The sequence below is a fragment of the Paenibacillus sp. J22P218 genome, from assembly GCF_056269195.1.
Genome location: NZ_JBWDNL010000001.1, coordinates 573,319 through 598,654, shown reverse-complemented (window position 1 = coordinate 598,654; position 25,336 = coordinate 573,319). Strand labels below are relative to the sequence as shown.

The following is a 25,336-nucleotide window of genomic DNA, read 5'->3' as shown; positions in this document are numbered from 1 at the left end:
ACTGAACGCTTGTTCACTCGTTTCATCCGTGATTACGACAAAGGATGGAACATGATTTGATCATAAAAAATAGCAATAACATAGCAGTGAAGTTTTTCATTAGCGACAGCATGAAAATTGAGAAAAACGCAATTGAAGAGCTAGATCAATTACTTAAGGTTAATGATACGGTCGAATCTCTTAAATCGTTTTCTCCTGACTACTTTAGAGACGATAATGCCGCCATGCACGAAGTATCGATTACACCCGACTTCCATAAAGGCAGTGGTATTCCGATCGGTACGACGATGTTTACGAAAGGGTTTGTCATTCCGCAGGCAGTCGGCAACGATATCAACTGCGGCATGAGGCTCTACACCACTTCATTGAACGAAGAGGACATAAGACGGCGGAGGAAGCAGATTGAAGCGGAAATCCGCAATGTTTTTTTTGAAGGCGGACGTCACATCCCAATGAATCGGATCCATCGGGAATCTATCTTGAAAGAAGGACTCATCGGCATTCTCGATACCCATAAATCACTGGGAGGCATCGGTCTATGGGCCTACTTCGATGCGAAGCAGCAGGAAGAGGACCTGAATAAGGTAAACCGGTTAGGCTCATTCATTACTGAGGATGTCATCGGTTTGGACAGCTATCTAGGCAATGATCATGTTTCATATGACAGTCAAATCGGTTCTATCGGCGGAGGAAATCATTTCGTAGAAGTTCAAAAGGTTGTCAATATCCGCAATCACCCGATCGCAAGCGCTTGGGGGATCAAGAAAGATCAGATTGTCGTCATGATTCATACCGGCTCCGTCTCCATTGGACACCATGCCGGCATGAACATACGAGAAATGCTCAAGGGCATCTTTCCCAGCTCGCTGAAACATCCCGATAACGGCATTTACGTGCTCCCTCATTCCGATCGTTACAAAACGGAATGGACTCGCTACTGGTCGCTATTGCACAATGCAGCCAACTTCGCTTTTGCCAATCGTCTTTTTTTAGGTCTTATGCTGAACAAATCGCTTCGCGGTGTCGTTGGCGACTTTGACTTTAAGCTGGTATACGACGCGCCGCATAACTTTATATGGCAGGAAACGATTGACGGCATCGAAGGCTTCATTCATCGCAAAGGCTCTTGTACGGCAAAGTCCGCCGAACAGATGGCTAACACGCCTTTTCAGTACACCGGTGAGCCCGTATTTATACCTGGCTCCATGGGTGCAAAGAGCTACATTCTTTCAGGATTAGGTAACCGAGACAGCCTCTTTAGCGCCAGCCACGGCGCTGGCCGTAAACTGTCGCGCGGCGATTCGCTTAAGGTAGACGATAGGGCATTCCGGGACTTTATGGACAAATTTCATGTTATAACGCCGATCGATCCTAACCGTAATGATATCAAATCGCGTCAGGACATACTCAAGAAATGGGAAGAAGAGCTCAAGAAAGAAGCACCTTATGCTTACAAGGACATCAATCCCATTATTGAGACACACGAAGACCATGGCATGGCGAACGTCGTTGCCGAGGTTGAGCCGATCCTAACAATCAAAGGTTAATTAGTAAAGGGCTGTTTCTAAGGTGATCAACCTAAGAAACAGCCCCCCTTTTTGTTAAGCTTCCTGCTTCTCTTTGATCAGCAGCACAAGCACATATTGCAGCACTGCCATGGTGAACAGCACAATAGGCATCCATGCCGACTCTAGATCAGCGGCTAGCCAGATGAGCAGCGTGATGGACACAACACGGCCAACATTTAAGAACAACTCGCGCATGACGACCGACTCGACGCGAAGCTGACCTTTGAGCGGCAGCGTACCGATCAATCGATAATAATACGAGGTAAGCGTGTTGACAGCCAGCGGATTACAGATCGAGAAAAGGATCATGAATACAGCTACCGACCAAAACTCCATTCGCACCAGTAGCAGCGCCGAACCGATCACGACTCCCGTTGTAGACAGCATCACATATTTGCGAACATGTTCCTTCTGCGCCATCCTCGAAATGACATATCCGGTCGCAACCGTCAGCGACGAGAAGAATACACCCAGATAACCGACCCAATCCTCACGGCCTACGGTTTGGAACAACATAATATTGGGAAGAAACAGCATGATGCCTTGGAACAAACCGAGCACGAGGAAGCTGTATAACGCCTTCAGCCACTGTCTGTTTTTGCTCATCACAAGCCCCATGAACTTCAAATAATACGCCTTGTGATGATTTCTGACCATCGGGATGCGGAAGCTGACAATAGCGGCAATGACGAACATGATAAACGCGAGCATGAAGATGAAGATGTAGCCTTGCAAACCTTCGCTCCTCTGAATAATGAATCCCGCAAGCGCTGGTCCGGCAAGCCCTGCAGAATTGAACACGACCATGTTGATAGCAAGAAACCGGATACGATTCGCATCTGTCGACACATCATATTGAATGACGAGGTAGCCGGTCCAATACAGACCAGCAGCTATACCGTTAAAGATAGCGAACATTATGTAGTACTGAGCAACTTGCTCTTGAGCTATAACGACCATCAAGTAGAATAATGCGATGAGGACAATACCGAGACGATAAGTAACCATCCGGTCGCGACGTTTCGACAGCCACCCGCCAAGCGCGAATGTAGGGGGTGTCAGCAAGAAGACGACGATGTTATAGATGCCGTTGACCGTCAAATCCTGCGTTAGCCGCCATAAATACAGATTAAGAAACAGCCCCGACATCGAAGCGCCAAATTGAAAGCAGCTATGAATGATTAACGCGGTGACTGCATCCTTGCTCAGTCTTCGTTCCGGCGGCAGCTGCTCTTTCTTCGCAAACCCCCATATTGACCTTAACCTGGTACTCAAACTCGTGCTCGTCCCTGCCATTTGCTGCATCCCCCGATTAACCGTCATCATTTTTTTGTATTTTTATGTCTTTGCGTCCATTCTAACATAGGATTGTGGGTCGGCATCGCCCTACGAAAGCGCTCTCTTCGTGAAAAAGCAGGTTATCGTCGGATAATCGCAACGCAGCAACCTGTTTCCTCCTTCTTATTCGGTAGTTCTTCTAATTAAACGCCCATTCCCTGCTTGAAAACCGCAAACTTCGATGAAACGGCCCAGCTTTGAAGTATAACCTGCTATAATCGCATCGCATACTAACCTGATCCCATCGATAGGAGGTGAACAGACATGTCCAAACAGCAAGGCCATGGGGCCAAAAACACGACAACGAAATCGTCCGACAAAAAAGGAAACGCATCCGGAAACAACCACTAAGCATCCATACGAGAAATAAAGAACGCCTCATTCTTCAGCTCTTTCTGAGCGGAATGAGGCGTTTTTTTGTTTGTTTTGAAAGGGATCTACCGAACGTTGTCGAATATTTTATCGTAGCAATTGAATCTTCCGAACTTATTATATGATGAAAATGTGGTGATTCCAGTAATGAATAATGCTCTTAACTATACGGTTATCGACTTTGAAACTAGCGGACTTGATCCGGCTAAGGATCGCGTCATCGAGATCGCTGCCATCCGTTGCGTGGGCGGCGAGATCGCCAGCGAATTCAGCACGCTTGTTACGTTCGACGGCAAGTTGTCGCCGAAGATTACTGAGCTGACGGGCATCACGGACAAGATGACCGCCGGGGGCATGGACGAGGATACGGCGTTCCGCATCCTGAACCGAATGATCGGCGACAATGTGCTTATTGCCCATAATGCGCTGTTCGACCTCGGCTTCCTTCACCATTCGCTAATGCGTATTGCCGGCCGCTCGTTCCGCAATTCGTTTATCGATACGCTGACAATGAGCCGTATGCGCGATCACTATCCGCATACGCTCAAGGATATGTGCGACAAATACGGCATTCCGCTCATCGGCGGTCATCGCGCCCTGAACGACGTACTCGCCTGCTGGGAGCTGTTCCGTGAGATGGACAGAGAGCAATCCGCAGCAAGCGATCTGAATAAGCTTGGTTATATTAAGAAATACGGTCCGCCCAAATGGAGTCCGGACAATGCCGTACTGTTCCCCATTGAACTGCAATACGCGCCTCGTTTGGGCTAGTAAGGGACTGAAGCGTGCTAGACGCTGGCGCGCTCTTTGCCTTTATCGGACTCGCCGGCGTTTTTGTTCGCCGCATCACGATCCTGCTGCATTTCCTCGACCGTCTTCACCTTCAAGCGAGCCGCACCTGCATAATCCTTCGTCGGCAGCAACGGACCTTCCGCAAGACGCTTCTTTGCGGCAGCGATAGAATCCGTATATTGCGGCAGCCATTGCTCCTGCGCCACCAGCATTTCATCGACCATTTGCCAAATTTCCTTCGGATTGCACACAGCTCCGACAAGCGGATCCATCATGAACGCTTGGCGCAGCAGCTTATCGTCGCCATGAACAGCTGCTTCAACAGCCAAACGCTGTACCGATATGCTCACATTGCATACGGCTGCCGGACCTAGCGGCAGGTCGCCGACTGTCGGCATCGAGATGCCGTTGCGGTCAACGTAACCAGGAGCTTCAATAATCGCATCATTAGGCAAGTTCGCAATGACACCCTTATTCTCGACATTGAAGTGTCCGCGATAGACTCGACCTGTCTCGAGCCCCTCAATAATGTATGAGCCATGCTCATGACTGCGAAGCTCGCTCTTGAATTCATTTGCCGGATCCTTCATCCAGTTCGGGAAGTCGGTCTCGAACCAATTGCGCCCTTCCGTGCATACGCGCAGGTAACCGCCCGTCTCGCCGTTAATCCATGAACCGAGATCAATCCAATCCATAATTTCCTCTGGACGCTTCCGATACCAAGGCACATATTCGCTCAAATGTCCGTTCGATTCGGTACTGTAATAACCGAAGCGGCGCAGCATATCAATGCGAACCTTCTCCGTGCGGCTGAAATCCGGATGCGCTTCGAACGCCTCAAGCAGCTTGCCAGTCAGATCCTCGCCATTATGTTTGATTTGGATATACCACGTTTGGTGATTGATGCCCGCGCAAATAATGTCGACTTCTTCTTGCTTCAGTCCGAATGCTTCAGCTATCTGCCAGTGGCCGCCCTGTACGCCGTGGCACAGGCCAATCGTACGTACGCCCCCATACTTATTGCAAGCCCACGTCATCATTGCCATCGGGTTCGCATAGTTCAGCAGCAGCGCATCAGAAGCGGCAACCTCGCGGATATCCCGGCATATATTGAGCATTTCGGCGATGCCGCGTTGACCGTACATAATGCCGCCAGCGCTCAGCGTATCCCCCACGCATTGATCGACGCCATACTTCAGCGGGATGTCCACATCCGTCGCGAAAGCTTCAAGTCCCCCGACGCGAATCGTACAAATAATATATTTTGCATCCTTAAGCGCTTCCCGGCGATCCGTCGTCGATTGAATTTGAATCGATAAACCGTTCTCGTTAATGTCGCGCTGGCACAGCTCCGTTACCATGCCCAGATTATGTGCGTTAATATCGGTAAAAGCGACGTCAATGCTTTGAAACTCCGGCACAGCAAGCAGGTCGCGCAGCAAACCTCTCGTGAAGCCGATGCTGCCGGCTCCGATAAAAGCGATTTTGAATGATGACATAAGTTCACCCTCCGATTCATAATTAACTATCGTTGTTCAAGCTCAACTTCATTGTAGCAACGATAAATCGGAAGCGTTATCAATATTGTGACTACCTAAGCGGCAACCTGTCAGAAATCGTCACTTTCCTAATCCTTCAGGTTTTCTCCAACCGTCCATGTTATGTGTATTGAACGAGTTGCGGTAAGCAATCGGCGTCTGATTCGTATACTTCTTGAACATCGCATGAAAGTATTGTCGGCTCTGCGCTCCCACGTAATCGCATATATCGGCTATAGCAATGTCGGTCTGACGCAGCAGCATCTTCGCCTTCTCCATCCGCAGCTCCGTCAAGTACACCGTAATCGTCTTGCCCGTATTCGCCGTGAATAGACGATGCAGGTAGCCGGGGTGCAGATTGACGGCGGCTGCAATGTCCTTTACCTGTATATCCTGATCATAATGATGATGCATGTACTCCGTAGCCTGCTTCACATAGAGATCCGCCGCATTCGCACCCTGCTTCAGATCGTCGCTATAGATACGTGCAATCGTCATAATCAATTGGGCAAAAAGCAGCTGCGTCCGCACGCGGCTGGACTTCTCCCGATTATCGAGCTCGAGAACGAGATTTTTCAGCACGGGATATAGATCATTCGTATCGCGCAGCACCAAATAAGACGATGGCTGTGCAACCAAGAGGTTCACATCCTCATCCTCGGAGGCAAGCTGTCGGATCGAAGGAAACGCCGTTTCCTTCTCGCGCATATCGAATTCCACGTTCAGCATTCGGCATGGGCCGCGTTCGTCCACGATGAGCCGATGCGGCTCGTTCGCGTCTAGAATGATGAACTCGTTTTTCTTCAGCGAGAAGGAGCGCTCCGGACGGCGTGTTGTAGCCGCGAGCTCAATTCGGCACTGACCCGATATCACATACATGATCTCGATCGAATCATGCCGATGATCGCTCATCGTATAGTTCGACCACTCCTTAAAGTAGTAGGCATATACATGCGGATGAACATTTTGATCCAGCCAGTCCGTCTTGAATAGCGCGCCGCTCACAACCGTTTCCCCCTGTCTTTCCTAGTCCCCCTAGCATATCAAACCTGTCTCAAGAATGACATAGCCGCAAAAATCCGTGTGCATGGTAACCGTAACCTGAACAATGTCCGCTCAAGAAGAGCCTCCAAAGCAAAAATAACTGGAGAAATTCCAGCTATTCCTCAGAATACGAATGATTCTTCTGAAATAGAGGGAGTTACTCCAGTTATTCTACCAAGTGTAATAAGTGCATATTATGCTCTCGCGTCGATCGCCTTCTGCTAAGCAGAAGCCAGCTTCACGATCGCCTTAAGCGCCGTATCAATCTCGCGCTCGACCGCTTTCGCGACAACATCGGTATGCGGATCGTATTCGCCCGCCAGATCGGAGTCGGCGTAGCCATCCAAGGCAAGAATCGCGCCCGCTCTTGCGCCGCGCAAAGATGCAACCACATACAATGCCGCAATCTCCATCTCTACGGCAAGCACGCCTGCGGCTTTGTATTGCTTGTGCGGAACATCGACGACGCCTGAGAAGAACACATCCAATGTTACCGTAATGCCTTTCTTCACGATGCCTTCGCTCTCCAAAGCGGATTCGTATAGCGCCGCAACGATGTCGCTGTCGGCAACGGCTGGGAAGCCAGCCGGAACGAGCTGATGCGTAAGACCTTCCGCACGCACGGCAGCCGTGCTGACAATCAAGCTTCCCGCCGGATGGTCAGCCGAATACGAGCCCGCCGTACCCACGCGGATCAACGTCTTCACGCCGCCGCGGATCAACTCCTCGAAGCATACGGCTGCCCCGGGAGAACCGACGCCATGGCTGACTACGGCCAAAGCAACACCTTCGTATTCACCAACGAACGTACGATATTCGCGCGCGAACGCCAGCTCCTTCGCATTCGTCAGCTTGCGCGATATAAGCTCCGCACGGCGAGGATCGCCGCATACGATCGCGTATTCGGGCAAGTCTTCCGGATTTACTTGCAATATAGGCAACATAGTAGACATGTATTAATCAAACTCCTTCTTCATCCACTCATCCTCGGGCATTTCGTTCTCTTCACTAGTGAAGCGCTGCTCGAGGAATGGATCAGCATAATTGTGGAAGCCGTTGCGTTCCCAGAAGCCAGGACGATCTTCCTTCATGAACTCGATACCGCGAATCCACTTGGCGCTTTTCCAGAAATACAAGTGAGGCACGAGAAGCCTCATCGGCCAGCCATGCTTGTCCGTTAACGGCTCTCCGTCAAAGCGATGAGCAAGCAACACGTCCTCACGCATCATGTCTTCAAGCGGCAAGTTCGTATCGTAGTCTTCGTCTGCATGAATCATCACGTACTTCGCCTCCGGCTTCACGCCGAGCAGCGGCAGCAAATCGATGAATCGCACGCCTTCCCACTCCGTATCGAGCTTGGACCAACGCGTCACGCAATGAATATCGTTCACCTGCGACGTTTGCGGCAACGCGAGCAGATCGTCAAAGCTGAAGCTGCGCTCCTCTTCGACCTCGCCGAATACACGAAGCGACCATGTGCTTAGATCGTATTCAGGCACGTCGCCTTCATGCAGAATCGGGAATCGTTCCGTAACGGTCTGGCCCGGCGGCACGCGATGCGCAATCTCTGGCGCGACGGCAGCCTGCTTGACCGTTTTCACCTTCTTCAGTCGTTCTGCTTTATTATGCATATACCGTACCTCCTCTGTCTTGCAGGTAAACCCGCCTTATCGCGAGCTTTCGTTCGCCTTGCGCGCTTCCTGCATATAGCTTTTGTCTTTGAATATGAGCATAGCCACAATCGTTACCACATAAGGCAGCATCATTGTAAAATGGGTCGGCAGCGAGAAGCCCTGCAATCTCAGGCTGAGCGCATCCATAAGACCGAACAGCAAGCTGGACGCCGCTACGCCTAGCGGATTGGACTGACCAAGCATCGTCGCGACGAGCGCGATGAATCCCCTGCCCGCCGTCATTCCTTCCGTGAACATCGTCACGTTGCCGAGCGACAGCTGGGCTCCGGCAAGACCGCAGAGCACGCCGCACAGCAGCACCGCTCCATACTGAATGCGCGTAACCTTAATGCCGAGACTTCTCGCTGCAGTCGGATTTTCGCCGGATGCCAGCAAGCGGAAGCCTGTAACCGTCTTGAAGAAGAACAGCTGAAGCGCAATAACGAGTATAATCGATAAGTATACGAGCGGCGTATGGCCAGACAACACATCGCCGAGCCATGGAATATCGCGCAATAACGGAATATCCCATTTTGGCAAGCCCACCATATCCTTGTTATAATAAGCGCCCTTCACATCAAATATAACACGCAACAGGAATGTCGTTAATCCGGCTGCCAAGAAGTTAAGAGAGATACCGACAACGATTGCATTCGCCTTCAGATGAATGCTCATATACGCGAACAACATCGAGAAGATCACCGTGCACAATACCGCGAAGAGGACGGCTAGCCACACATTGCCTGTATAGTAGTTGCCGACGATAGCCGAGAATGCTCCTGTAAGCATCAAACCTTCGAGACCGACGTTGAACAGGCCGACACGGGCACAGATGGCGCCGCCAAGCGCCGCGAGCAGAATCGGCGTTACCAGCCGAAGCATGGAAGCAAAGAGCGAGACATCAAACAGTTCCATTGTCACCCCTCGCTTTCTTACGTTTAATGAAGGAATACGTAAATTTCGCCGATACGAACAAGATGAGCACCGCTTGAATAATACTCGATACTTCCAGCGGCACTTCGGTATTCCGCTCCATGCCCATGCCGCCTGTCTGAAGCGCGGCCAATAGGATAGCAGCGACTGCCGTGCCTATCGGATTAGAGCCTGCGAGCAGCGTCGCCATAATGCCCGACCATGCGTAGCTTGGCGTCGTTAAAGCGCCGTCGATATACCGGTATTGCGTACCCAGCACTTCGACAGAACCGGCCAGTCCCGCGAAGCCGCCGCTCACGAACATGCTGAACATCATTAGTTTGCCGCGATTAACGCCGCCGTAGCCTGCAAACAACGGATTGCCGCCAAGCATTCGAATCTCGTAGCCCTTCACCGTATACTTCATGAAGAAGTACAGGAGTAGCGCTCCGGCGAAAGCAAATAGGAATCCGGCATGCAAGCTCATGCCGCTGAACAGCTTCGGCAGCCACGCGCTGTTCTCGATCATGACCGTCTGTGCCATAGCTGCCGAACCCGTCTTGTCTTTCAGAGGATAAGATACAATATAACCGGCGAACAAGGTCGCTATATAATTAAGAAGCAATGTCGTAATAAGCAAATTCATTCTGAATCTAGCATCCAGCCAGCCCGCGAACGCAGACCATATTCCCCCGGAAATAATTCCAGCGATGAGCGCGGCTATCAGCTTCAACCAGCCCGGACCAGGCAAATAAATGGCGGTTAGCGCAGCACTTAACGCGCCGAGCACCATCTGTCCTTCAGAGCCCATATTGAAAAATCCGGCTCGGAATGCGAGCGCTACGCCAAGACCGATGAGTATGATCGGTGTTGCTCTCGCCAGCGTATTCGTAACGAAGAAGAAGCTTCCGAAAGCCCCTTTCCACATCTCGCCGTAAGTCTCAAGCACGTTGCCGCCTACAACGGCAATCGCAATTGCACCGGCTGCCAATCCGACGATGATCGCCAGAAGCGGCTGGAGCATCCCGTTGCTAAGTTGTTTCAGCTTTTCCATGCCGCTTCCCTCCCGCCATTAATAAACTAATCTGCTCTTCCGTAGCCGAATGCGTTTCAAGCTCCCCGACAATACGTCCCTCGAACATAACAAGGATCCGATCCGAGAGCTTCAATATTTCGGTAAGCTCCGAGGAAACGAGTAATATGGCGCCGCCCTCGTCGCGTTTCTTCAATAGTTCGCCATGAATGATTTCCATTGCACCGACATCGACGCCCCTTGTCGGTTCGGCAGCGATCAAGAACGGCGTATTCTGCGCCAGCTCTCTCGCAACGATCAGCTTCTGTAGATTGCCGCCCGATAGATATTGCGCTTTCGTCGACAACGATCCCGTCTTTATCCCGAATCGCTTGACCCACTCCGCGACCATATCGCGGATCGATGCTCCGCGCAGCAAGCCGTACTTCTGCTGCTTATTCGCATGTCCCATCAACCCGTTCTCGGTTACGGTTGCATCCTTCGCAACGCCCCATTGGTAACGGTCCTCCGGAATATGGGCAAGACCCCGCTCGCGAATGGTGCGAACCGGTGCCCCTGCCGATTCTTGCCCGAGCAGCTTAATCGAGCCGCTATCAATCTTCACGAGACCGGCGATCGCTCCAATAAGCTCTGACTGTCCGTTACCGGATATTCCGGCAATGCCGACAATCTCGCCTTCCTTCACTTGAAAGCTGATCCCATCAAGCGTCGGCTTCGTCCTTGAACCGCGGATCGAGATGTTCTGAGCCTCCAATACCGGCTTGCCGGGAGTTGCCTCGTTGCGCGTTAACTGTACTAATTCACGTCCAACCATGAGCCGCGATAGCTCGTCCTCATTCGTATCCGCCGCTCTCATCGAACCGGTTACTTTACCGTCGCGGAGAACCGTAATGCGGTCGGCAACTTCAATAATTTCTTGCAGCTTGTGGCTAATAATTATGAAGCTCTTACCTGTACGGGCAAGCTCCTTAATCGCAATTAATAGCTCCTTAACCTCAAGCGGAGTCAGCACGCCGGTCGGCTCGTCCAAAATAATGATTTCCGCGCCTTGATGCAGCACCTTCAATATTTCGACGCGCTGCTGAACGCCCAGCGAGCACTCCTCCACCTTTTGCGTAGGATCGACGGGCATCCCGTAACGCTTGCTCAGCGCATCGACATCGGCAATCGCCGTTTTGCGATCGAAGCCTACGACCTTGGACGGCTCTCGTCCGATTACAATGTTCTCAGCAATGGTGAACGAGGGGAAAAGCATGAAATGCTGATGAACCATGCCGATCTTATTCGCGATTGCAGCCGCAGGGCTGTCAAATGAAACGGCTTGCCCGTTCAACCTAATTTCACCGCTTGTCGGGCTCTCCATACCGTACAAAATACGCATCAGCGTCGTTTTGCCGGCGCCGTTCTCGCCAATTAAGGCATGGATCTCGCCTTTCTGCAGGTTGAAGCTTACGCCGCTATTGGCCGTGACGCTTCCGTACGATTTTGTAATATTGTCCATTTGCAGCAGCATTAAGGCGTTCAGCTCCTTTCTTCTCTAATCACAACAAAAGAACCGCCTCTATTTGCAGCAGAGGTAGGTTCTATTGAAGGAGATAACTAGCCGGCTGCTGTTCAGCAGCCGACAATGGCTATTATTTCGTAAGCGGGTTCTCAACTACGATTTTACCAGAAATAATGTCTTCGGCAATTGCTTTTACTTTGTCGACATTTTCTTGGCTGATGAAGCTGTTAAGCGGAGTTGCTGTTTCTTTCGTTACGTAAGTGAGACCTACGCCGCCTTCTTTCAAACCGTAGTCGGCTGCGCCGTAAGCGAAGGTTCCTTCTACGAAAGCTTTTACTGTTTCGTAAGCAACCGCGTCCGTACCTTTCAACTGGGAAAGAACGACATGCGCAGGATCTTCGTCCGTACGGTCTGTATCTTGACCGGAAGTGAAGAAGCCTTTTTCCTTAGCTGCTTCGAATACGCCGTTGTCGCCAACTGCCGCCATACCTGCGATGTAATCAGCGCCTTTGTCGAATTGCAGCAAAGCAAGTTCTTTCGCTTTCGCTGGATCAGCGAAGCTGCCTACGTAGTTCACGAGGAACTGCGCATCCGGGTTCACGCTTTTAAGACCTTGGTCGAAGCCGGAAGTGTATTTGCCAAGCAACGGTGCATCCATTGCTACAATAGCGCCTACTGTGTTTGATTTTGTGGACAGGCCAGCCAGGGCGCCCATCAAGTAAGCAGCCTCGTGCTCACGGAAGTTAACGCTGCGCACGTTAGGAAGGTCTACGACTGTATCGATAATCGCGAACGGCTTGTCCGGATTTTCAGTTGCAACCTTTTTCAGAGCGTCTTCTGCTTGGAACGTAGCCGTGATGATCAGATCATAATCTTCGGCAACCGTTGCGCGAAGGTTTTGCTCGAATCCGGCAGGGTCAGTGGACTCGATCGTTTTCACTTCCGCGCCGAATTCCTCGCCCGCTTTTTTGAAGCCTTCATCCATCAATACGAAAAACTTGTTAACGCCGATTTTCTCTGGCAATACGAGCGCAATTTTCTTTGCGTCTTTCTTATCGCCACCGTTGTTGCCCTCAGCAGCGCCGTTATTTGTTGTGTTGCCTGCATTATTGTTTTTGTTACCGCCGCAAGCAGCGACTAAGCCTACCATCAGAATCAATGCTAGAGCCAGTACGATTGTTTTCTTCATCCTAATCTCCCCTAAATAATTGATGTCTAATTCCTCTTAATCCTAGTTGTATTATCGGAATTTGTCAATCCTAATAATTCGACAAATTTCTTCTCTATTCTACATCATTTCGGGGCCGAACGGTGATAAATGTCGAATAATACATCGATTTGTAACAAAATCATACGCTTTCATGCGATAAGAGCCTCTTCTATAGGTCAACCGTATCGCATCCTAGGCCTTAGACTTCGTTTTCTCCATATTCTTCTCCATAATTTGAAAGATACGCAAGCTCTGTTGCATATCCTCTAACGTCATGCCGTCGAACAGCCTAACCATCATTTTATCGCGAACTTGGTCGATTAATTCAACCATCTTTTTGCCTTCATCCGTAATCTTAAGCATGACGACGCGCCGATCCTGCTCGCCCCGCTCGCGCTCGATGTAGCCAAGCTCAATCAGCCGATCCGCAATACCGGTTACGCCGCCGCTCGTAATCCCGAGCTGTTCAGCCAGCGATGAAGCTTTAAGAGCACCGCATTGCCCAAGAATAACGAGCATTCTGCCGTGCGTGATGCCTAACCCATGTACGTTGTAGCTATTCCATTCCATATTAATTTGTCTTCGAACGAGACGAAACGACTCGTCGAGTTGCCGCATTAAACTTAATTTGTCATGATTATTTTCGTTCAAACCTGCCATCTCCCCTAATCGTCGTAAATGGCTTACTTTTAGAGAAGTATAAGTTTTTAAAGCTTGCGGCGTCAATCCTGACTAAAAAAAGAAAGCCGTCCCTAAAGGCGAAGAACCACCTAAAGGGACAGCATCTAAGCTGCTTCAGTCACCATCGCTACCCTTGCATGAAACGAAGCGGTGGCTTGCCGAGCAACCCTTCTCTGCATGTCTGCCATAATTCGCGCATGAGCCCCTGCAACGGCCACGCTGCCGTAGATGCCGCTGTAACGGCAATTCCATGCCGATGCGTTCGCGACACTCCTGCTATTATGCTGTGACGGGTGGAAGACTCATTGCCGCTATATTCATCCAACTTATTTTGCAGCAGCTCCAGATGGGCGGATGTAATTCGATCGGAGAACAAATAAAACGTCGCCAAATGCGTCATCTCGGCCATGCAGCCTGCATCTTCAAGCCGCTGCTGCTTCGGTTCGATCCGTTGACGCTGCGCGAATATAAGTTCATCTTCATAGTACACCGTTAACGAATTACTGTAGCTGACGTAGTCAAAGCTTTCGCCCCGCAGCGTCCGCCCTGGACAAAGGACGTCGGCTTGCATCCATACGGCGCCGGGACGAAGGTGCACGATCGACTCATTCGCGAACGAGGCATTTTTGAAGAGCATAACCGGCTCAGGCATATTCTCGACAATTGCGTTGTCGGCAAGCTCAAAGGTTTGAAGCATCGACGAACCGTAGCCGGGCATGCTCGGATGGACCTTCATATAGGATTGATTAGTTATCATCACATGCGCGCCAGCCTCGCAAATCCATTCCATCACATAACGGTCGCCATTCAGCAGCCCGGGCGATACATCCATTACGATGACTGCGAGCTGTCCGTCGACCGGAAATGCTTTGGCGATTTTAATCGGTGCCGTATGATATTTGCTTGCCACATACGTCTGACCAACGCCTGCAGCGAAGACCGCGCGAAGCTCCGATATTCTAAGGGCCATGCCGATGCCAGATGCAATGCGGAGCTGCTCTTGCTCTATGCTGACATCGTCTGCCGCATCATGTTCTTGCTTCATTAGGAAGCAGAATGGCGATGGCTTGGCGGAGTGCTGTCCAGTTGGATCGTATGAGAGTGGGCATGACCACGCGCATGGGCAATCTCATGCTCGAGCCAGCTTACAATCTCATCAACGCCGTCGCCGCCGTGCATATTGGAAAATACGAATGGGCGCGTGCCTCTCATCCGCAGCGAATCAGCCTCCATCACCTCAAGGCTAGCGCCGACATAAGGCGCCAGGTCGATCTTATTAATAACTAGCAGGTCGGAGCGCATAATGCCTGGGCCGCCTTTACGCGGAATTTTCTCCCCTTGCGCAACGTCGATAATATAAATGAACCGATCAACCAGCTCCGGACTGAAGGCAGCCGCCAGATTGTCGCCGCCGCTCTCAATGAAGATCAGCTCAAGCGGCTGGAAGCGGCGCTCCAGCTCCTCAATTGCCTCGAAGTTCATCGAAGCATCCTCTCGAATCGCCGTATGCGGGCAGCCGCCCGTCTCCACGCCAATGATCCGTTCTTCCGGCAGGACTCCGGTATTGAACAGAATACGCGCGTCTTCTTTCGTATAAATATCGTTCGTAATGACAGCCAAGCTGTACTTTTCATGCAGCTCTCTAGTCAATCGTTCAACAAGCGCCGTCTTGCCTGAGCCTACCGGACCGCCAATACCGATTCGTATCGGTCTTGATGCGTCTATGATCGGGCTTTCCCATTCTTGATGTGTATGTCCTTGTCCTTGGCACATATTCATTCCTCCGTTTTTGTTTATGGTTTATAGTTTTTTATGACATGAATAACCGCGAGTACAAACGCTCATGCCGGATCATGGCAAGCTCCGCCATCGGCATATTCGAGTAAGCTTCCTCGGGCTGCAACCGAGCCGCAACTGCAAGTGCGTCATCCGTTAACAGAGTCAACCTCGCGATAAGCGATTGGCCTTCTGTCTGACCAATCGACATTAGCCGAAGCGCGCTGTTGATGCATGTGACAATGCAAGTATAGAAATAGCCTTGAATCGCGCGCTCCTCGGACAATCCTAGCTGCCAGCATGCATAGCCGTGAACTAACGGATGGGTCGCGAAGCATCGGCCTTCTTTCAACGCTGATTGAAGCGGACGCCAATCGAGCTGCGGATGAATCGCAGAAGCGAGCTGCAACAACCGCCGACCCATCTTCTCTACACCGCCGCGTGTCTCTGACGACACTCGCTGCACATGCGCAAGCCGTTCGACCGCCCATAGCGACTCCCAGCTTTCAGCCCGCGCATCTCGGTATACCGCTTTGATAACCATCGCATCTGATGTGGCCCAGCTTTGGAGCAGCATCGTACTTGCATAGTTGTACAATGCGGTTGATGTCGTCAATCTTCCGTCCTGCACGAGCGTCTCCAGACCGAAGGAATGGGAGAATCCGCCGATCGGCAGCGCGGAATCAAGCAATTGCTGCATGGCGAGCCATCGTACATTGTCGTTCAACCGGCTACCCCCTTCCTCTCAAAATAAGAAGTAACGCTGAGCCATCGGCAGCACTTCGGCGGGCTCGCAGGTGACATGCTCCCCATCGACCGTCACATGGTACGTCTCCGGATCAACCTTCAGCGTCGGTGTCGCATCATTATGAATCATGTCCTTCTTCGTCACCGAACGGCAGCCCTTCACCGGCTCGATCCGCTTCTGAAGCCCAAGCTTCTCTGCTATCCCGCGATCATAAGCCGCTTGCGACACGAACGTAATCGAGCTGCTCTGAACCGCCTTGCCGAAGCTGCCGAACATCGGCCGGCCGAATACCGGCTGAGGCGTCGGTATCGAAGCATTGGGATCGCCCATTTGCGCGTAGGCAATCATACCGCCCTTCAGTACTAGGTCAGGCTTAACCCCGAAGAACATCGGCTGCCAGATGGCGAGATCGGCGAACTTGCCCGGCTCGATCGAGCCGACAATATGCGAGATCCCATGCGTAATCGCCGGATTGATCGTATATTTGGCAATGTACCGCTTAATGCGGAAGTTATCGCCGTCCTCCGTGTCTGGAGCGAGCGGACCGCGCTGCTGCTTCATTTTGTCAGCAGTCTGCCAGGTTCGGATGACGACTTCGCCGACTCTGCCCATCGCCTGGGAATCGGAGCTGATCATGCTGAACACGCCCATGTCATGCAAAATATCTTCCGCCGCTATCGTCTCCGGCCGAATCCGCGAGTCGGCAAAAGCGACATCCTCAGGTATGCTGCTGTCCAGATGATGGCAGACCATGAGCATATCGAGATGCTCCTCGATCGTATTGATCGTGAACGGGCGGGTCGGATTCGTCGATGACGGCAATACGTTAAGCTCGCCTGCAGCGACGATAATATCCGGCGCATGGCCGCCGCCCGCTCCTTCCGTATGGTACGTATGTATGGTTCTGCCGCCGATGGCCGCCAGCGTATCTTCAACGAACCCCGCTTCGTTAAGCGTGTCGGTATGAATCGCGACCTGCACATCGTATTGATCGGCCGCCTGCAGGCAAGCATCGATCGCGGCCGGCGTCGTCCCCCAATCCTCATGCAGCTTAAGCCCGATCGCCCCCGCTTCAATCTGCTCGATGAGCGGTGCGGTGAAAGAAGCGTTGCCTTTGCCCGTGAAGCCGATATTCATCGCGAAATGCTCTGCCGCCTCCAGCATTCGGCTCATATGCCATTTGCCCGGTGTGACAGTTGTCGCGTTCGTTCCCGTGGCAGGACCCGTTCCGCCGCCGATCATTGTCGTCACGCCGGACGATAATGCCGTCTCGATCTGCTGTGGACATATGAAGTGAATATGAGAGTCGATGCCGCCTGCCGTAACGATTTTGCCTTCACCGGCAATAACTTCGGTGCTTGCACCAACAATCATGTTCGGACTTACGCCGTCCATAATATCCGGATTGCCTGCTTTTCCGACGCCGACGATTAAGCCGTCCTTAATGCCGATATCCGCCTTCACAATGCCCCAATGGTCGATGATGACAGCATTCGTTATAAGCGTATCGAGCACACCTTCATCCCTCAACGCGCCGCTGGACTGACCCATCCCGTCACGAATGACTTTGCCGCCGCCGAACTTGCATTCATCCCCGTAAACGGTGTAATCCTTCTCAATCTGCGCCCACAGCTCCGTGTCGGCCAGTCTGACCGCATCGCCTGTCGTTGGGCCGAACATGGCTGCATAGCTCTGACGATCCATTCTGCTCATGCTCGTCCCCCTTCCCAAGCGGCGAGCCGCTCCCGAACGTCATCCGGCATTTGGCCCATCTCCGCCTTGCCGCGGCTTAAGCCGTTTAGTCCGTATGCGAGCTTCGAACCGCCAAGCTCCACGAGCGTAATCGGCTTCTCCTCGCCAGGCTCGAAACGTACCGCTGTGCCTGCGGCAATGTCCAAGCGCATGCCGAAAGCTTGTTCCCGATCAAAGGACAATGCGCGATTCACTTCAAAAAAATGATAATGAGAGCCAACCTGCACAGGGCGATCGCCCGTATTCACAACGATAAGCTGCGCTCTTCTGCGGCCTGCGTTAAGCTCGATCTCTCCAGCAGCCGTCCGATATTGTCCTGGTATCAAAGCCATGCCCCCTTCACAATAATGTTCTGTCAGCCGCTTATCGGATGATGAATGGTTACCAGCTTCGTACCGTCCGGAAACGTCGCCTCGACCTGCACTTCATGGATCATCTCCGGGATACCAGTCATGACCTGATCGCGCTTCAGTATAGTCGTCCCGTATTCCATAAGCTGCGCTACCGTCAAACCATCTCTAGCGCCCTCCATGATTTCAGAGGTAATAAGAGCGACGCTTTCCGGATAATTCAGCTTCACGCCGCGATTCATTCTGCGTCTAGCTAGATCGGCCGCGACGGTGATGAGCAGCTTTTCTTTCTCGCGTTCGGTTAACTGCATCGTTCCACCTCATCTTTTTCTCCTAATGTTTCCATTATAGACACCCCCTTGAGGGAAGTAAATAATGGATGTTAGATTTCATAACATAGACATACATGTATTTCCATAGAGAACGGTTTTTCACTAGAAATGCGAGAAGCGACGTTATTTAATAGAAAGCTTATGCTTGTCAATCTCCAGCATGCAAAAAAAATCCAGCCGCCGCATAAATGCCAGCAACTGGACTACACATCCTACTATATATAGATAACCAAACATTCATCTAACGGCCAAAGCCAATGATCGTCTCTCCCATTAGTCCGAGACTATTCTGAACGGCAGTTAGCAGTCCAACGTTCTGCCCGTGGAACCCAAGCTTGAACAACTGCTGTGTCTCTTCGAACCGCGATTCCGATGTTGCCGCCCCCATGACGACGGTGATTAGCCTACGTCCGTCCTGCTTTGCCGTACCCGTGAAGCAATAACCGGCCTCAGGCGTATAACCCGTCTTTAGACCGTCGTTGCCCGGATAGGCGAACGGCATATCTGCCAGCATCTGATTCGTAGAGGCAAGTCGTTGTCCAGAGGTCGCAAGCTTAATGCTGCTTCGGCTCGTCACTTCAAGCACCTCCGGATATTTGTTCAACAGATGTCCGGCAAGCAGCGCAATATCGGAAGCAGTAAGCATGGTATCACCATCCGAAGCAGCTTCAACGAAAGGCGTCAGGTCGTTGCGATTTAGTCCTGTCGCATTCGCGAACACAGCCTGCTCGGACATTCCGATTCGCTCTGCTCGGCTATTCATTAAGGCAACGAACTTCGGCTCGCTCCCCGCCACATACTCGGCAATGGCGACTGCGGCATCGTTCGCCGAATGAACGGTCAGCGCCTCGAACAATTCCCGTACCGTGAAGCTCTCACCGGCGTTAAAGCCAACCTGGGAGCCCGGTACGCCTGCCGCATACCGGCTCGTCGTTACGACTTCGTTCCAGTTCAGCGCGCCTTCATTAACGAGATCGAGCACGATCAGCTCCGTCATCATTTTCGACATGCTGGCCGGCGGTAGCGCTACGTCCGCGTTTTTCTCGAACAACACCTCACCAGTGCCCGCATCCATCATGATCGCAGACTTCGCCTCAACATGTAGCGCAGCCGCGCCAGTCTTTCCTTGCCAAACGTTAATCAAATAAAAACACGCTATAGCAACAACCGCGACTCCAATGACCCTTACCTTAAATCCGCCGCCGTTAGGATTCCGATTCGTTTGTCTTGCTTGTTGTCTCATTATGATTCATACCCCTCTCCTTCACGCTTGGCTTCATTATAGAAGCTGCAGTTTAAGGAGAACGTAAATAAATCATAAGAAAACCTTAAAATGACCTCACTATTCCTTAACAACCGGCAAGGTTACCCGGAATGCCGTCCGGCTCGCATCGCTTACCGCATCAATATTCCCTCCATGCTTCTCGACGATACTCTTCGAAATCGCAAGCCCAAGCCCCGAGCCTCCGGCCCACTCGGTACGCGACTTATCCGCACGGTAGAATCGTTCGAATATATGCGGCAGGTCAAGTGCGGAGATCGGCTCGCCGTAGTTGATGACTTCTACAGTGGCCTTCGACCCCGAAACATCGCGCTGAACGCGCAGCTCCACCAGCTTGCCTTCCTTGCCGTATGCCATCGCATTAGCGATTAAATTTTCGAATACGCGCACGAGCATGATCGGGTCTCCGCTAACGATCATCGATTTTTCAACCGTTTGCAGGCGCCCTTCCATTCCCGCTTCCTGCAGCGGCATATGATATTGGACAAGCAACTGGCCAAGCACTTCGATCAGATTGAAGCTTATACGCTGGATCGCCACGGAATCATGCCTCATACGCGTATAATCGAATAAATCGTTGATGAGCACATTAAGCCGCTGCGACTTGTCATAGGCAATCTGCACATAATGCCGAAGCTCCACCTCATCCCGGTATCGATCCTGCTCGATCAATCCCAAATACCCGAGAATGGAAGTGAGCGGCGTCCGAAGATCATGCGATACATTCGTGATCAATTCGTTCTTGGCCTGCTCAGCCCTTCGTTCCTCCAAAAGCGCTTGATCGAGTCTGCCAGCCATACGGTTCAGATTGCCAGCCATTGGTCCAAAGGGCGAGCGCGCATTCACTTCCATTTGGTAATCAAAGTCGAGTTGGCCGTTTGCGATCCGGCCCACCGTATCATTAATTGTTATCAGGTAACGATACTGCAGCCATTGCAAGATGAAAAAATAAACAAAAAATAAAATAAAGCCAGCTGAAAACGTCAGTATGCTCTTTCCGAAAATATCGACAATATCACGCAGGTAGTAACGAAATACCGTGCCGGAAACTAACGTTTCAACGACCATTAATGCAGCGGCAACCGTAATAACGGCCAGAATTATACTGAGCGCCAAATGCCAAATCAAGCGCCACATAAGACGCCAAGCGATGTTACCCTTCAATTTTGTAGCCAACCCCCCACACCGTAATAATGAGCTTTTCTCCAAGCTCCTTATCAAGCTTATCCCTCAGCTTGCTTATATGCACCATAACGGTATTGTTTGAATCAAAGTACTTCTCTTTCCATACATGATGGAAAATGTCCTCCGCGCTGTATACGCGCCCCGGGTTGCCCGCAAGCAAATATAGGATGCCGAATTCCGTAGACGTGAGATGCAGCGCCTTGCCGTTCACCTCCGCCGTATGGCTAAGCCTGTCGATGCGGAGAGGGCCGAGACGCAGCTCGCGATCTTCGCGCGCAGAGACGGGCGCTTCTGCCGGAGGCGTATTGTACTGGTATGAACGGCGCAGCAAGGAACGTACCCGCGCAAGCAGCTCAAGCGGATTAAACGGTTTGATCATATAATCGTCCGCACCCGTCATCAGCCCCATTATTTTGTCCATATCCTGCGTCTTCGCGCTCAGCATGAGAATCGGCACGGCTTGATCCTGCCGCAGTCGTCTGCATACTTCAAGTCCGTCCATCTTGGGCATCATAATATCGAGAATGACGAGATCGAACGAGTGCTTCGCGAATGTATCCAGTGCCTGTTCGCCGTCATAAGCTTTCACCGTCTCGAACCCTTCGTTTTTCAAATAAATTTCGATCAGATCGGCAATTTCCCGCTCATCGTCTACAATTAATATGCGTCGATCCACTTTTAACCACCCTTTCGTCATTGAGTCCGCAAGCTTTGATGAGCTCACTATACAGGATTCGATTCGACATGTCCTGTCGTACGGCGCAATTTCACAATGTTTAAGCGTTTCTTAATGATTTCTTTAGCTTTCTTCCCCTTTGCCATACGTTGCCTAACGCTTCATTAATGAGCAGGCAACTCTGTAGCCAACGGTTGTCCGATATGATAAACTGGTGAGTATCGATGTTTTTTATAACGTCATGCATGCATGACGAATTTTATTATTCCACAATGATCCAATTATGTTAAGGGGGCTTTATAATGGCGGCTAAGAGAATGCGTTCAGACATGATCAAAAAAGGATTCGACCGCGCACCGCATCGCAGCTTATTGCGTGCCGCAGGCGTTAAAGAGGAAGATTTCGACAAGCCTTTTATCGCAGTTTGCAACTCCTATATCGATATTATTCCCGGTCATGTGCATCTTCAAGAATTCGGCAAGCTCGTTAAGGAAGCGATTCGCGAAGCTGGCGGCGTACCTTTCGAATTCAACACAATCGGCGTCGACGACGGTATCGCAATGGGCCACATCGGCATGCGCTACTCGCTTGCAAGCCGCGAAATCATTGCAGACTCGATCGAGACGGTCGTTAACGCGCACTGGTTCGACGGCATGGTCTGTATCCCGAACTGCGACAAAATTACGCCAGGGATGATCATGGGCGCGCTTCGCGTCAATATCCCTACGATGCTTGTCAGCGGCGGACCGATGAAAGCCGGCAAAACATCCGACGGCCGTTCGATCTCGCTATCCAGCGTATTCGAAGGCGTTGGCGCTCACCAAGCAGGCAAAATCAACGACGAGCAATTGTTCGAGCTTGAGGCATTCGGTTGTCCGACTTGCGGATCCTGCTCCGGTATGTTCACGGCGAACTCGATGAACTGTTTGGCTGAAGGCCTTGGCCTTGCATTGCCAGGCAACGGCACGATTCTTGCCGTATCCCCGGAACGTAAAGAATTCGTTAAAGAAGCTGCTCGCCAGCTTATGAAAATTATCGATCTCGGCATTAAGCCGCGCGATATCGTTACGAAAGACGCAATCGACAATGCTTTTGCGCTTGATATGGCAATGGGCGGTTCGACGAATACTGTACTTCACACGCTTGCTATCGCTCACGAAGCAGGCATTGAATACCCAATCGAGCGCATTAACGAAGTAGCAGAGCGCGTTCCGCATCTTGCTAAAATCGCTCCTGCATCCGATTGGCACATCGAGGACGTGCACGAAGCAGGCGGCGTTAGCGCCGTTCTGAACGAGCTGTTCAAGAAGGAAGGCGCATTGGTCGGCACTACATTGACGGTTACGGGCAAGACGCTTCGCGAGAACGTCGAAGGCTGCGAGATCCAGAATACGGAAGTCATCCACACGATCGACAATCCGCATACCGCTCGCGGCGGCCTGGCTGTATTGTTCGGCAACCTTGCACCTAACGGCGCAATCATTAAAACAGGCGCTGTCGACAAGTCGGTTGGCGGCTACCACAAAGGTCCTGCTATCTGCTTCGATTCCCAAGACGATGCGCTTCACGGTATCGCCAACGGCAAGATCAAAGAAGGCCACGTCGTTGTCATCCGTTACGAAGGACCGCGCGGCGGCCCTGGCATGCCTGAGATGCTCGCTCCTACGTCGCAAATCGTCGGCATGGGACTAGGCGCGAAGGTTGCCCTTATCACTGACGGACGTTTCTCCGGCGCGTCCCGCGGCATCAGTATCGGCCACGTATCGCCGGAAGCCGCTGAAGGCGGACCAATCGCTTTCGTACAAGACGGCGACATCATCGAGATCGACATGAACAACCGTACGATGGATTTGCTCATCAGCGACGAAGAATTCGAGAAACGCCGCGCCGCATGGCCTGGCTTCGAGCTTAAGATCAAACGCGGCTACCTTGCGCGTTACGCTCACCTCGTTACATCCGCCAGCACGGGCGGCGTAATGAAAATGTAGTTTGCTTGACCGATAATACGAAGGCGGAACATGGGATCCCATGTTCCGCCTTTTTTGTGTATTTGCAGTCAGCAAAGAAAAAAAAGCCGGCATATGAAGGCGTTAACCTCGATATACCGGCAATATTAGCAATAATACCATTCCGATCCGTTCCTATATGGCTGTTGTCTTCGTACCTAATTGAGCAGCCTCGTCGGCAGCTGCGCCAATCGATCTTTCCACGGCGTCCGTGAGACGCTCGGTTTCCTCTTGCAGCTTATTAAGCTTATTCGTCGCATAACGTCTAATCGTCGAAGCCGGCATAAGCAGCATTCGAGGGGAGAACGCCTCTTTGTTCTGGCTTTGTTTCTTCTTCAGTGTTCGCGGCTTGTTCGTCAACACGCTCATCAGTACTTTCAAATAAACTCTTGTAGCGCGAGCGAACCAGCCCTCAGGCAGATGGAATATTTCGAAGCCAAGGCGATCTGCGCCCCGGTGTATCATCGTAACGCCGTACACGGCCTTAATGTCCTGCGCTTCCGCATCCACTGCCAACTGATCTGCGAGCTGCGGCAAAGCTTCATCGATCTCGCGCAGCATCTTAATGCCCGCCGCAAGCGGCGACTTGGCCTGCATCGCAATGCTGGACAGCATTTTATTGTCAAAATGCAGCTCGGCTATATGATCGCCCTTCACAATGCGGCTGCCTTCTTCCAACTGCACAGGCTCTCCGTTATACTTCGTAACGCGATAATAAAAGGTTGGATCGCCTTTTCCAACCTGCTTCAACCGGAACAGCACATGATAGGCCTTTTCGTATACGAGCCAAACCGAGATGAGGCTTCTTTTCCAAATCGACGCATGTCCTACGCGAGCCGCTTCTGTCAGCTTGATCATCTCGTCGATGCCGATGAAGCGAAAGCCTTGTTTCGTGCCTTCCTTTAAATACGATTCAAGCGCAATCAACATGTTCTTCGGCGCCTCGGGATCCGCTCCGAACGTTCTTCCGCAATCATGCAGCAGCAGCACTTCGCCCGGATTCAATCGCTTCATCATCCGTTTCTTCAGCTTCTCAGCCCCTATGCTCAGCTTCCAATCACTGAACATCGCAGACCACAAAATAATGTGCAAGTACCCTGCTTTCGCAAAGTCGAATACGTTTACGATCCCCCAAGGCGGACGATAATAAATCGAACGCTTGCCGGTCGCTTTCTCGATAATGTCGTTCGTCATCTCAATCTGACGTTGAACCGTGCGCGGCCTCATCAGCCAGTTGGACTTGTGAACATAATTATGAATGCCGATAACATGCCCTTCCGCTTTCATTCGAGACAACAGCTCTTCCTGTCCCTCCGCATGCGAGCCAACGACAAAAAAAGTCGCCTTCGCATTGTAGCGAGCGAGCAGATCAAGCAGCTCCGGCGTGAACACGGAATCCGGACCGTCATCGAACGTCAATGCGATCTCTTTATCCACGCGTCCGCGCTTGAATACGCGATAGCCGAACGTCCGGCTAATAAGTCCAGGCAGGAACGCATATAAAGTCGCAAAATATAAAATCCACAACAACAAATTTACCATTTGTTTTCCCCACCGTTATATG

Annotated in this window: 23 protein-coding genes; 3 read left to right on the top strand and 20 right to left on the bottom strand. The window is 51.5% G+C overall.

Annotation, left to right across the window (positions count from 1 at the left end):
- The first annotated feature begins 56 nt into the window (after positions 1–56).
- On the top strand, positions 57–1,547 hold the full coding sequence (locus tag AC0YN0_RS02685; protein ID WP_475819870.1) for an RtcB family protein: 1,491 nt from the start codon (positions 57–59) through the stop codon (positions 1,545–1,547).
- Positions 1,548–1,601: 54 nt separating this feature from the next.
- Here the strand turns inward: AC0YN0_RS02685 and AC0YN0_RS02680 are convergent, their stop codons facing one another.
- Positions 1,602–2,843 (bottom strand): MFS transporter, encoded by a 1,242-nt coding sequence (locus tag AC0YN0_RS02680; RefSeq protein ID WP_475819869.1) that lies wholly within the window; start codon positions 2,841–2,843, stop codon positions 1,602–1,604.
- Positions 2,844–3,425: 582 nt separating this feature from the next.
- Between AC0YN0_RS02680 and AC0YN0_RS02675 the strand changes: the two genes are divergently transcribed.
- Positions 3,426–4,049: a 3'-5' exonuclease gene (locus AC0YN0_RS02675; protein WP_475819868.1), complete on the top strand. Its 624-nt coding sequence runs from the start codon at positions 3,426–3,428 to the stop codon at positions 4,047–4,049.
- 17 nt (positions 4,050–4,066) lie between these two features.
- On the opposite strand, the gene melA is transcribed toward AC0YN0_RS02675, so the two are convergent.
- The 18 genes from melA to AC0YN0_RS02585 form a co-directional block, all read right to left on the bottom strand.
- Entirely contained in the window at positions 4,067–5,569 is a 1,503-nt protein-coding gene (gene melA / locus AC0YN0_RS02670; protein ID WP_475819867.1) for an alpha-galactosidase, read from the bottom strand.
- A gap of 120 nt (positions 5,570–5,689) precedes the next feature.
- On the bottom strand, positions 5,690–6,613 hold the full coding sequence (locus AC0YN0_RS02665; RefSeq protein ID WP_475819866.1) for an AraC family transcriptional regulator: 924 nt from the start codon (positions 6,611–6,613) through the stop codon (positions 5,690–5,692).
- 260 nt (positions 6,614–6,873) lie between these two features.
- Positions 6,874–7,605: a nucleoside phosphorylase gene (locus AC0YN0_RS02660; protein ID WP_475819865.1), complete on the bottom strand. Its 732-nt coding sequence runs from the start codon at positions 7,603–7,605 to the stop codon at positions 6,874–6,876.
- A gap of 3 nt (positions 7,606–7,608) precedes the next feature.
- Positions 7,609–8,283 carry a sulfite oxidase-like oxidoreductase gene (locus AC0YN0_RS02655; protein WP_442048984.1) on the bottom strand — a complete coding sequence of 225 codons (675 nt, stop codon included), beginning with the start codon at positions 8,281–8,283 and terminating at the stop codon, positions 7,609–7,611.
- Between the two features lie 36 nt (positions 8,284–8,319).
- Positions 8,320–9,240, bottom strand: coding sequence for an ABC transporter permease (locus tag AC0YN0_RS02650; RefSeq protein WP_442048983.1), 921 nt, complete (start codon positions 9,238–9,240; stop codon positions 8,320–8,322).
- Entirely contained in the window at positions 9,227–10,291 is a 1,065-nt protein-coding gene (locus AC0YN0_RS02645; protein WP_475819864.1) for an ABC transporter permease, read from the bottom strand. The genes AC0YN0_RS02650 and AC0YN0_RS02645 overlap by 14 nt, the downstream gene beginning before the upstream one ends.
- Positions 10,269–11,783 carry an ABC transporter ATP-binding protein gene (locus AC0YN0_RS02640; RefSeq protein ID WP_475819863.1) on the bottom strand — a complete coding sequence of 505 codons (1,515 nt, stop codon included), beginning with the start codon at positions 11,781–11,783 and terminating at the stop codon, positions 10,269–10,271. The genes AC0YN0_RS02645 and AC0YN0_RS02640 overlap by 23 nt, the downstream gene beginning before the upstream one ends.
- A gap of 121 nt (positions 11,784–11,904) precedes the next feature.
- Positions 11,905–12,963 (bottom strand): BMP family lipoprotein, encoded by a 1,059-nt coding sequence (locus tag AC0YN0_RS02635; RefSeq protein WP_475819862.1) that lies wholly within the window; start codon positions 12,961–12,963, stop codon positions 11,905–11,907.
- Between the two features lie 213 nt (positions 12,964–13,176).
- On the bottom strand, positions 13,177–13,635 hold the full coding sequence (locus AC0YN0_RS02630) for a MarR family winged helix-turn-helix transcriptional regulator (protein ID WP_475819861.1): 459 nt from the start codon (positions 13,633–13,635) through the stop codon (positions 13,177–13,179).
- A gap of 157 nt (positions 13,636–13,792) precedes the next feature.
- Positions 13,793–14,710, bottom strand: a complete 918-nt coding sequence (locus AC0YN0_RS02625) for an urease accessory protein UreD (RefSeq protein ID WP_475819860.1) — start codon at positions 14,708–14,710, stop codon at positions 13,793–13,795.
- Complete coding sequence (gene ureG, locus AC0YN0_RS02620; protein WP_337099447.1) at positions 14,710–15,438, bottom strand: urease accessory protein UreG; 729 nt, start codon at positions 15,436–15,438, stop codon at positions 14,710–14,712. The genes AC0YN0_RS02625 and ureG overlap by 1 nt, the downstream gene beginning before the upstream one ends.
- 37 nt (positions 15,439–15,475) lie before the next feature.
- A complete protein-coding gene (locus AC0YN0_RS02615) occupies positions 15,476–16,168 on the bottom strand; it encodes an urease accessory protein UreF (RefSeq protein ID WP_475819859.1) in 693 nt (230 codons plus the stop codon).
- An 18-nt stretch (positions 16,169–16,186) separates the two neighbouring features.
- Positions 16,187–17,902, bottom strand: a complete 1,716-nt coding sequence (gene ureC / locus AC0YN0_RS02610; protein ID WP_475819858.1) for an urease subunit alpha — start codon at positions 17,900–17,902, stop codon at positions 16,187–16,189.
- On the bottom strand, positions 17,899–18,267 hold the full coding sequence (locus tag AC0YN0_RS02605; RefSeq protein ID WP_475819857.1) for an urease subunit beta: 369 nt from the start codon (positions 18,265–18,267) through the stop codon (positions 17,899–17,901). The genes ureC and AC0YN0_RS02605 overlap by 4 nt, the downstream gene beginning before the upstream one ends.
- 29 nt (positions 18,268–18,296) lie before the next feature.
- Positions 18,297–18,602: an urease subunit gamma gene (locus AC0YN0_RS02600; RefSeq protein WP_337099452.1), complete on the bottom strand. Its 306-nt coding sequence runs from the start codon at positions 18,600–18,602 to the stop codon at positions 18,297–18,299.
- A gap of 262 nt (positions 18,603–18,864) precedes the next feature.
- Positions 18,865–19,866: a D-alanyl-D-alanine carboxypeptidase family protein gene (locus tag AC0YN0_RS02595; RefSeq protein ID WP_475819856.1), complete on the bottom strand. Its 1,002-nt coding sequence runs from the start codon at positions 19,864–19,866 to the stop codon at positions 18,865–18,867.
- Positions 19,867–19,965: 99 nt separating this feature from the next.
- On the bottom strand, positions 19,966–21,069 hold the full coding sequence (locus AC0YN0_RS02590; protein WP_475819855.1) for a sensor histidine kinase: 1,104 nt from the start codon (positions 21,067–21,069) through the stop codon (positions 19,966–19,968).
- Positions 21,059–21,787 (bottom strand): response regulator transcription factor, encoded by a 729-nt coding sequence (locus AC0YN0_RS02585; protein WP_475819854.1) that lies wholly within the window; start codon positions 21,785–21,787, stop codon positions 21,059–21,061. The genes AC0YN0_RS02590 and AC0YN0_RS02585 overlap by 11 nt, the downstream gene beginning before the upstream one ends.
- A 281-nt stretch (positions 21,788–22,068) precedes the next feature.
- Here AC0YN0_RS02585 and ilvD point away from each other — a divergent pair, with 281 nt between their 5' ends.
- Complete coding sequence (gene ilvD / locus AC0YN0_RS02580; RefSeq protein WP_307200160.1) at positions 22,069–23,754, top strand: dihydroxy-acid dehydratase; 1,686 nt, start codon at positions 22,069–22,071, stop codon at positions 23,752–23,754.
- Positions 23,755–23,907: 153 nt separating this feature from the next.
- Here the strand turns inward: ilvD and AC0YN0_RS02575 are convergent, their stop codons facing one another.
- Entirely contained in the window at positions 23,908–25,314 is a 1,407-nt protein-coding gene (locus AC0YN0_RS02575; protein ID WP_475819853.1) for a polysaccharide deacetylase family protein, read from the bottom strand.
- Positions 25,315–25,336 lie beyond the last annotated feature (22 nt).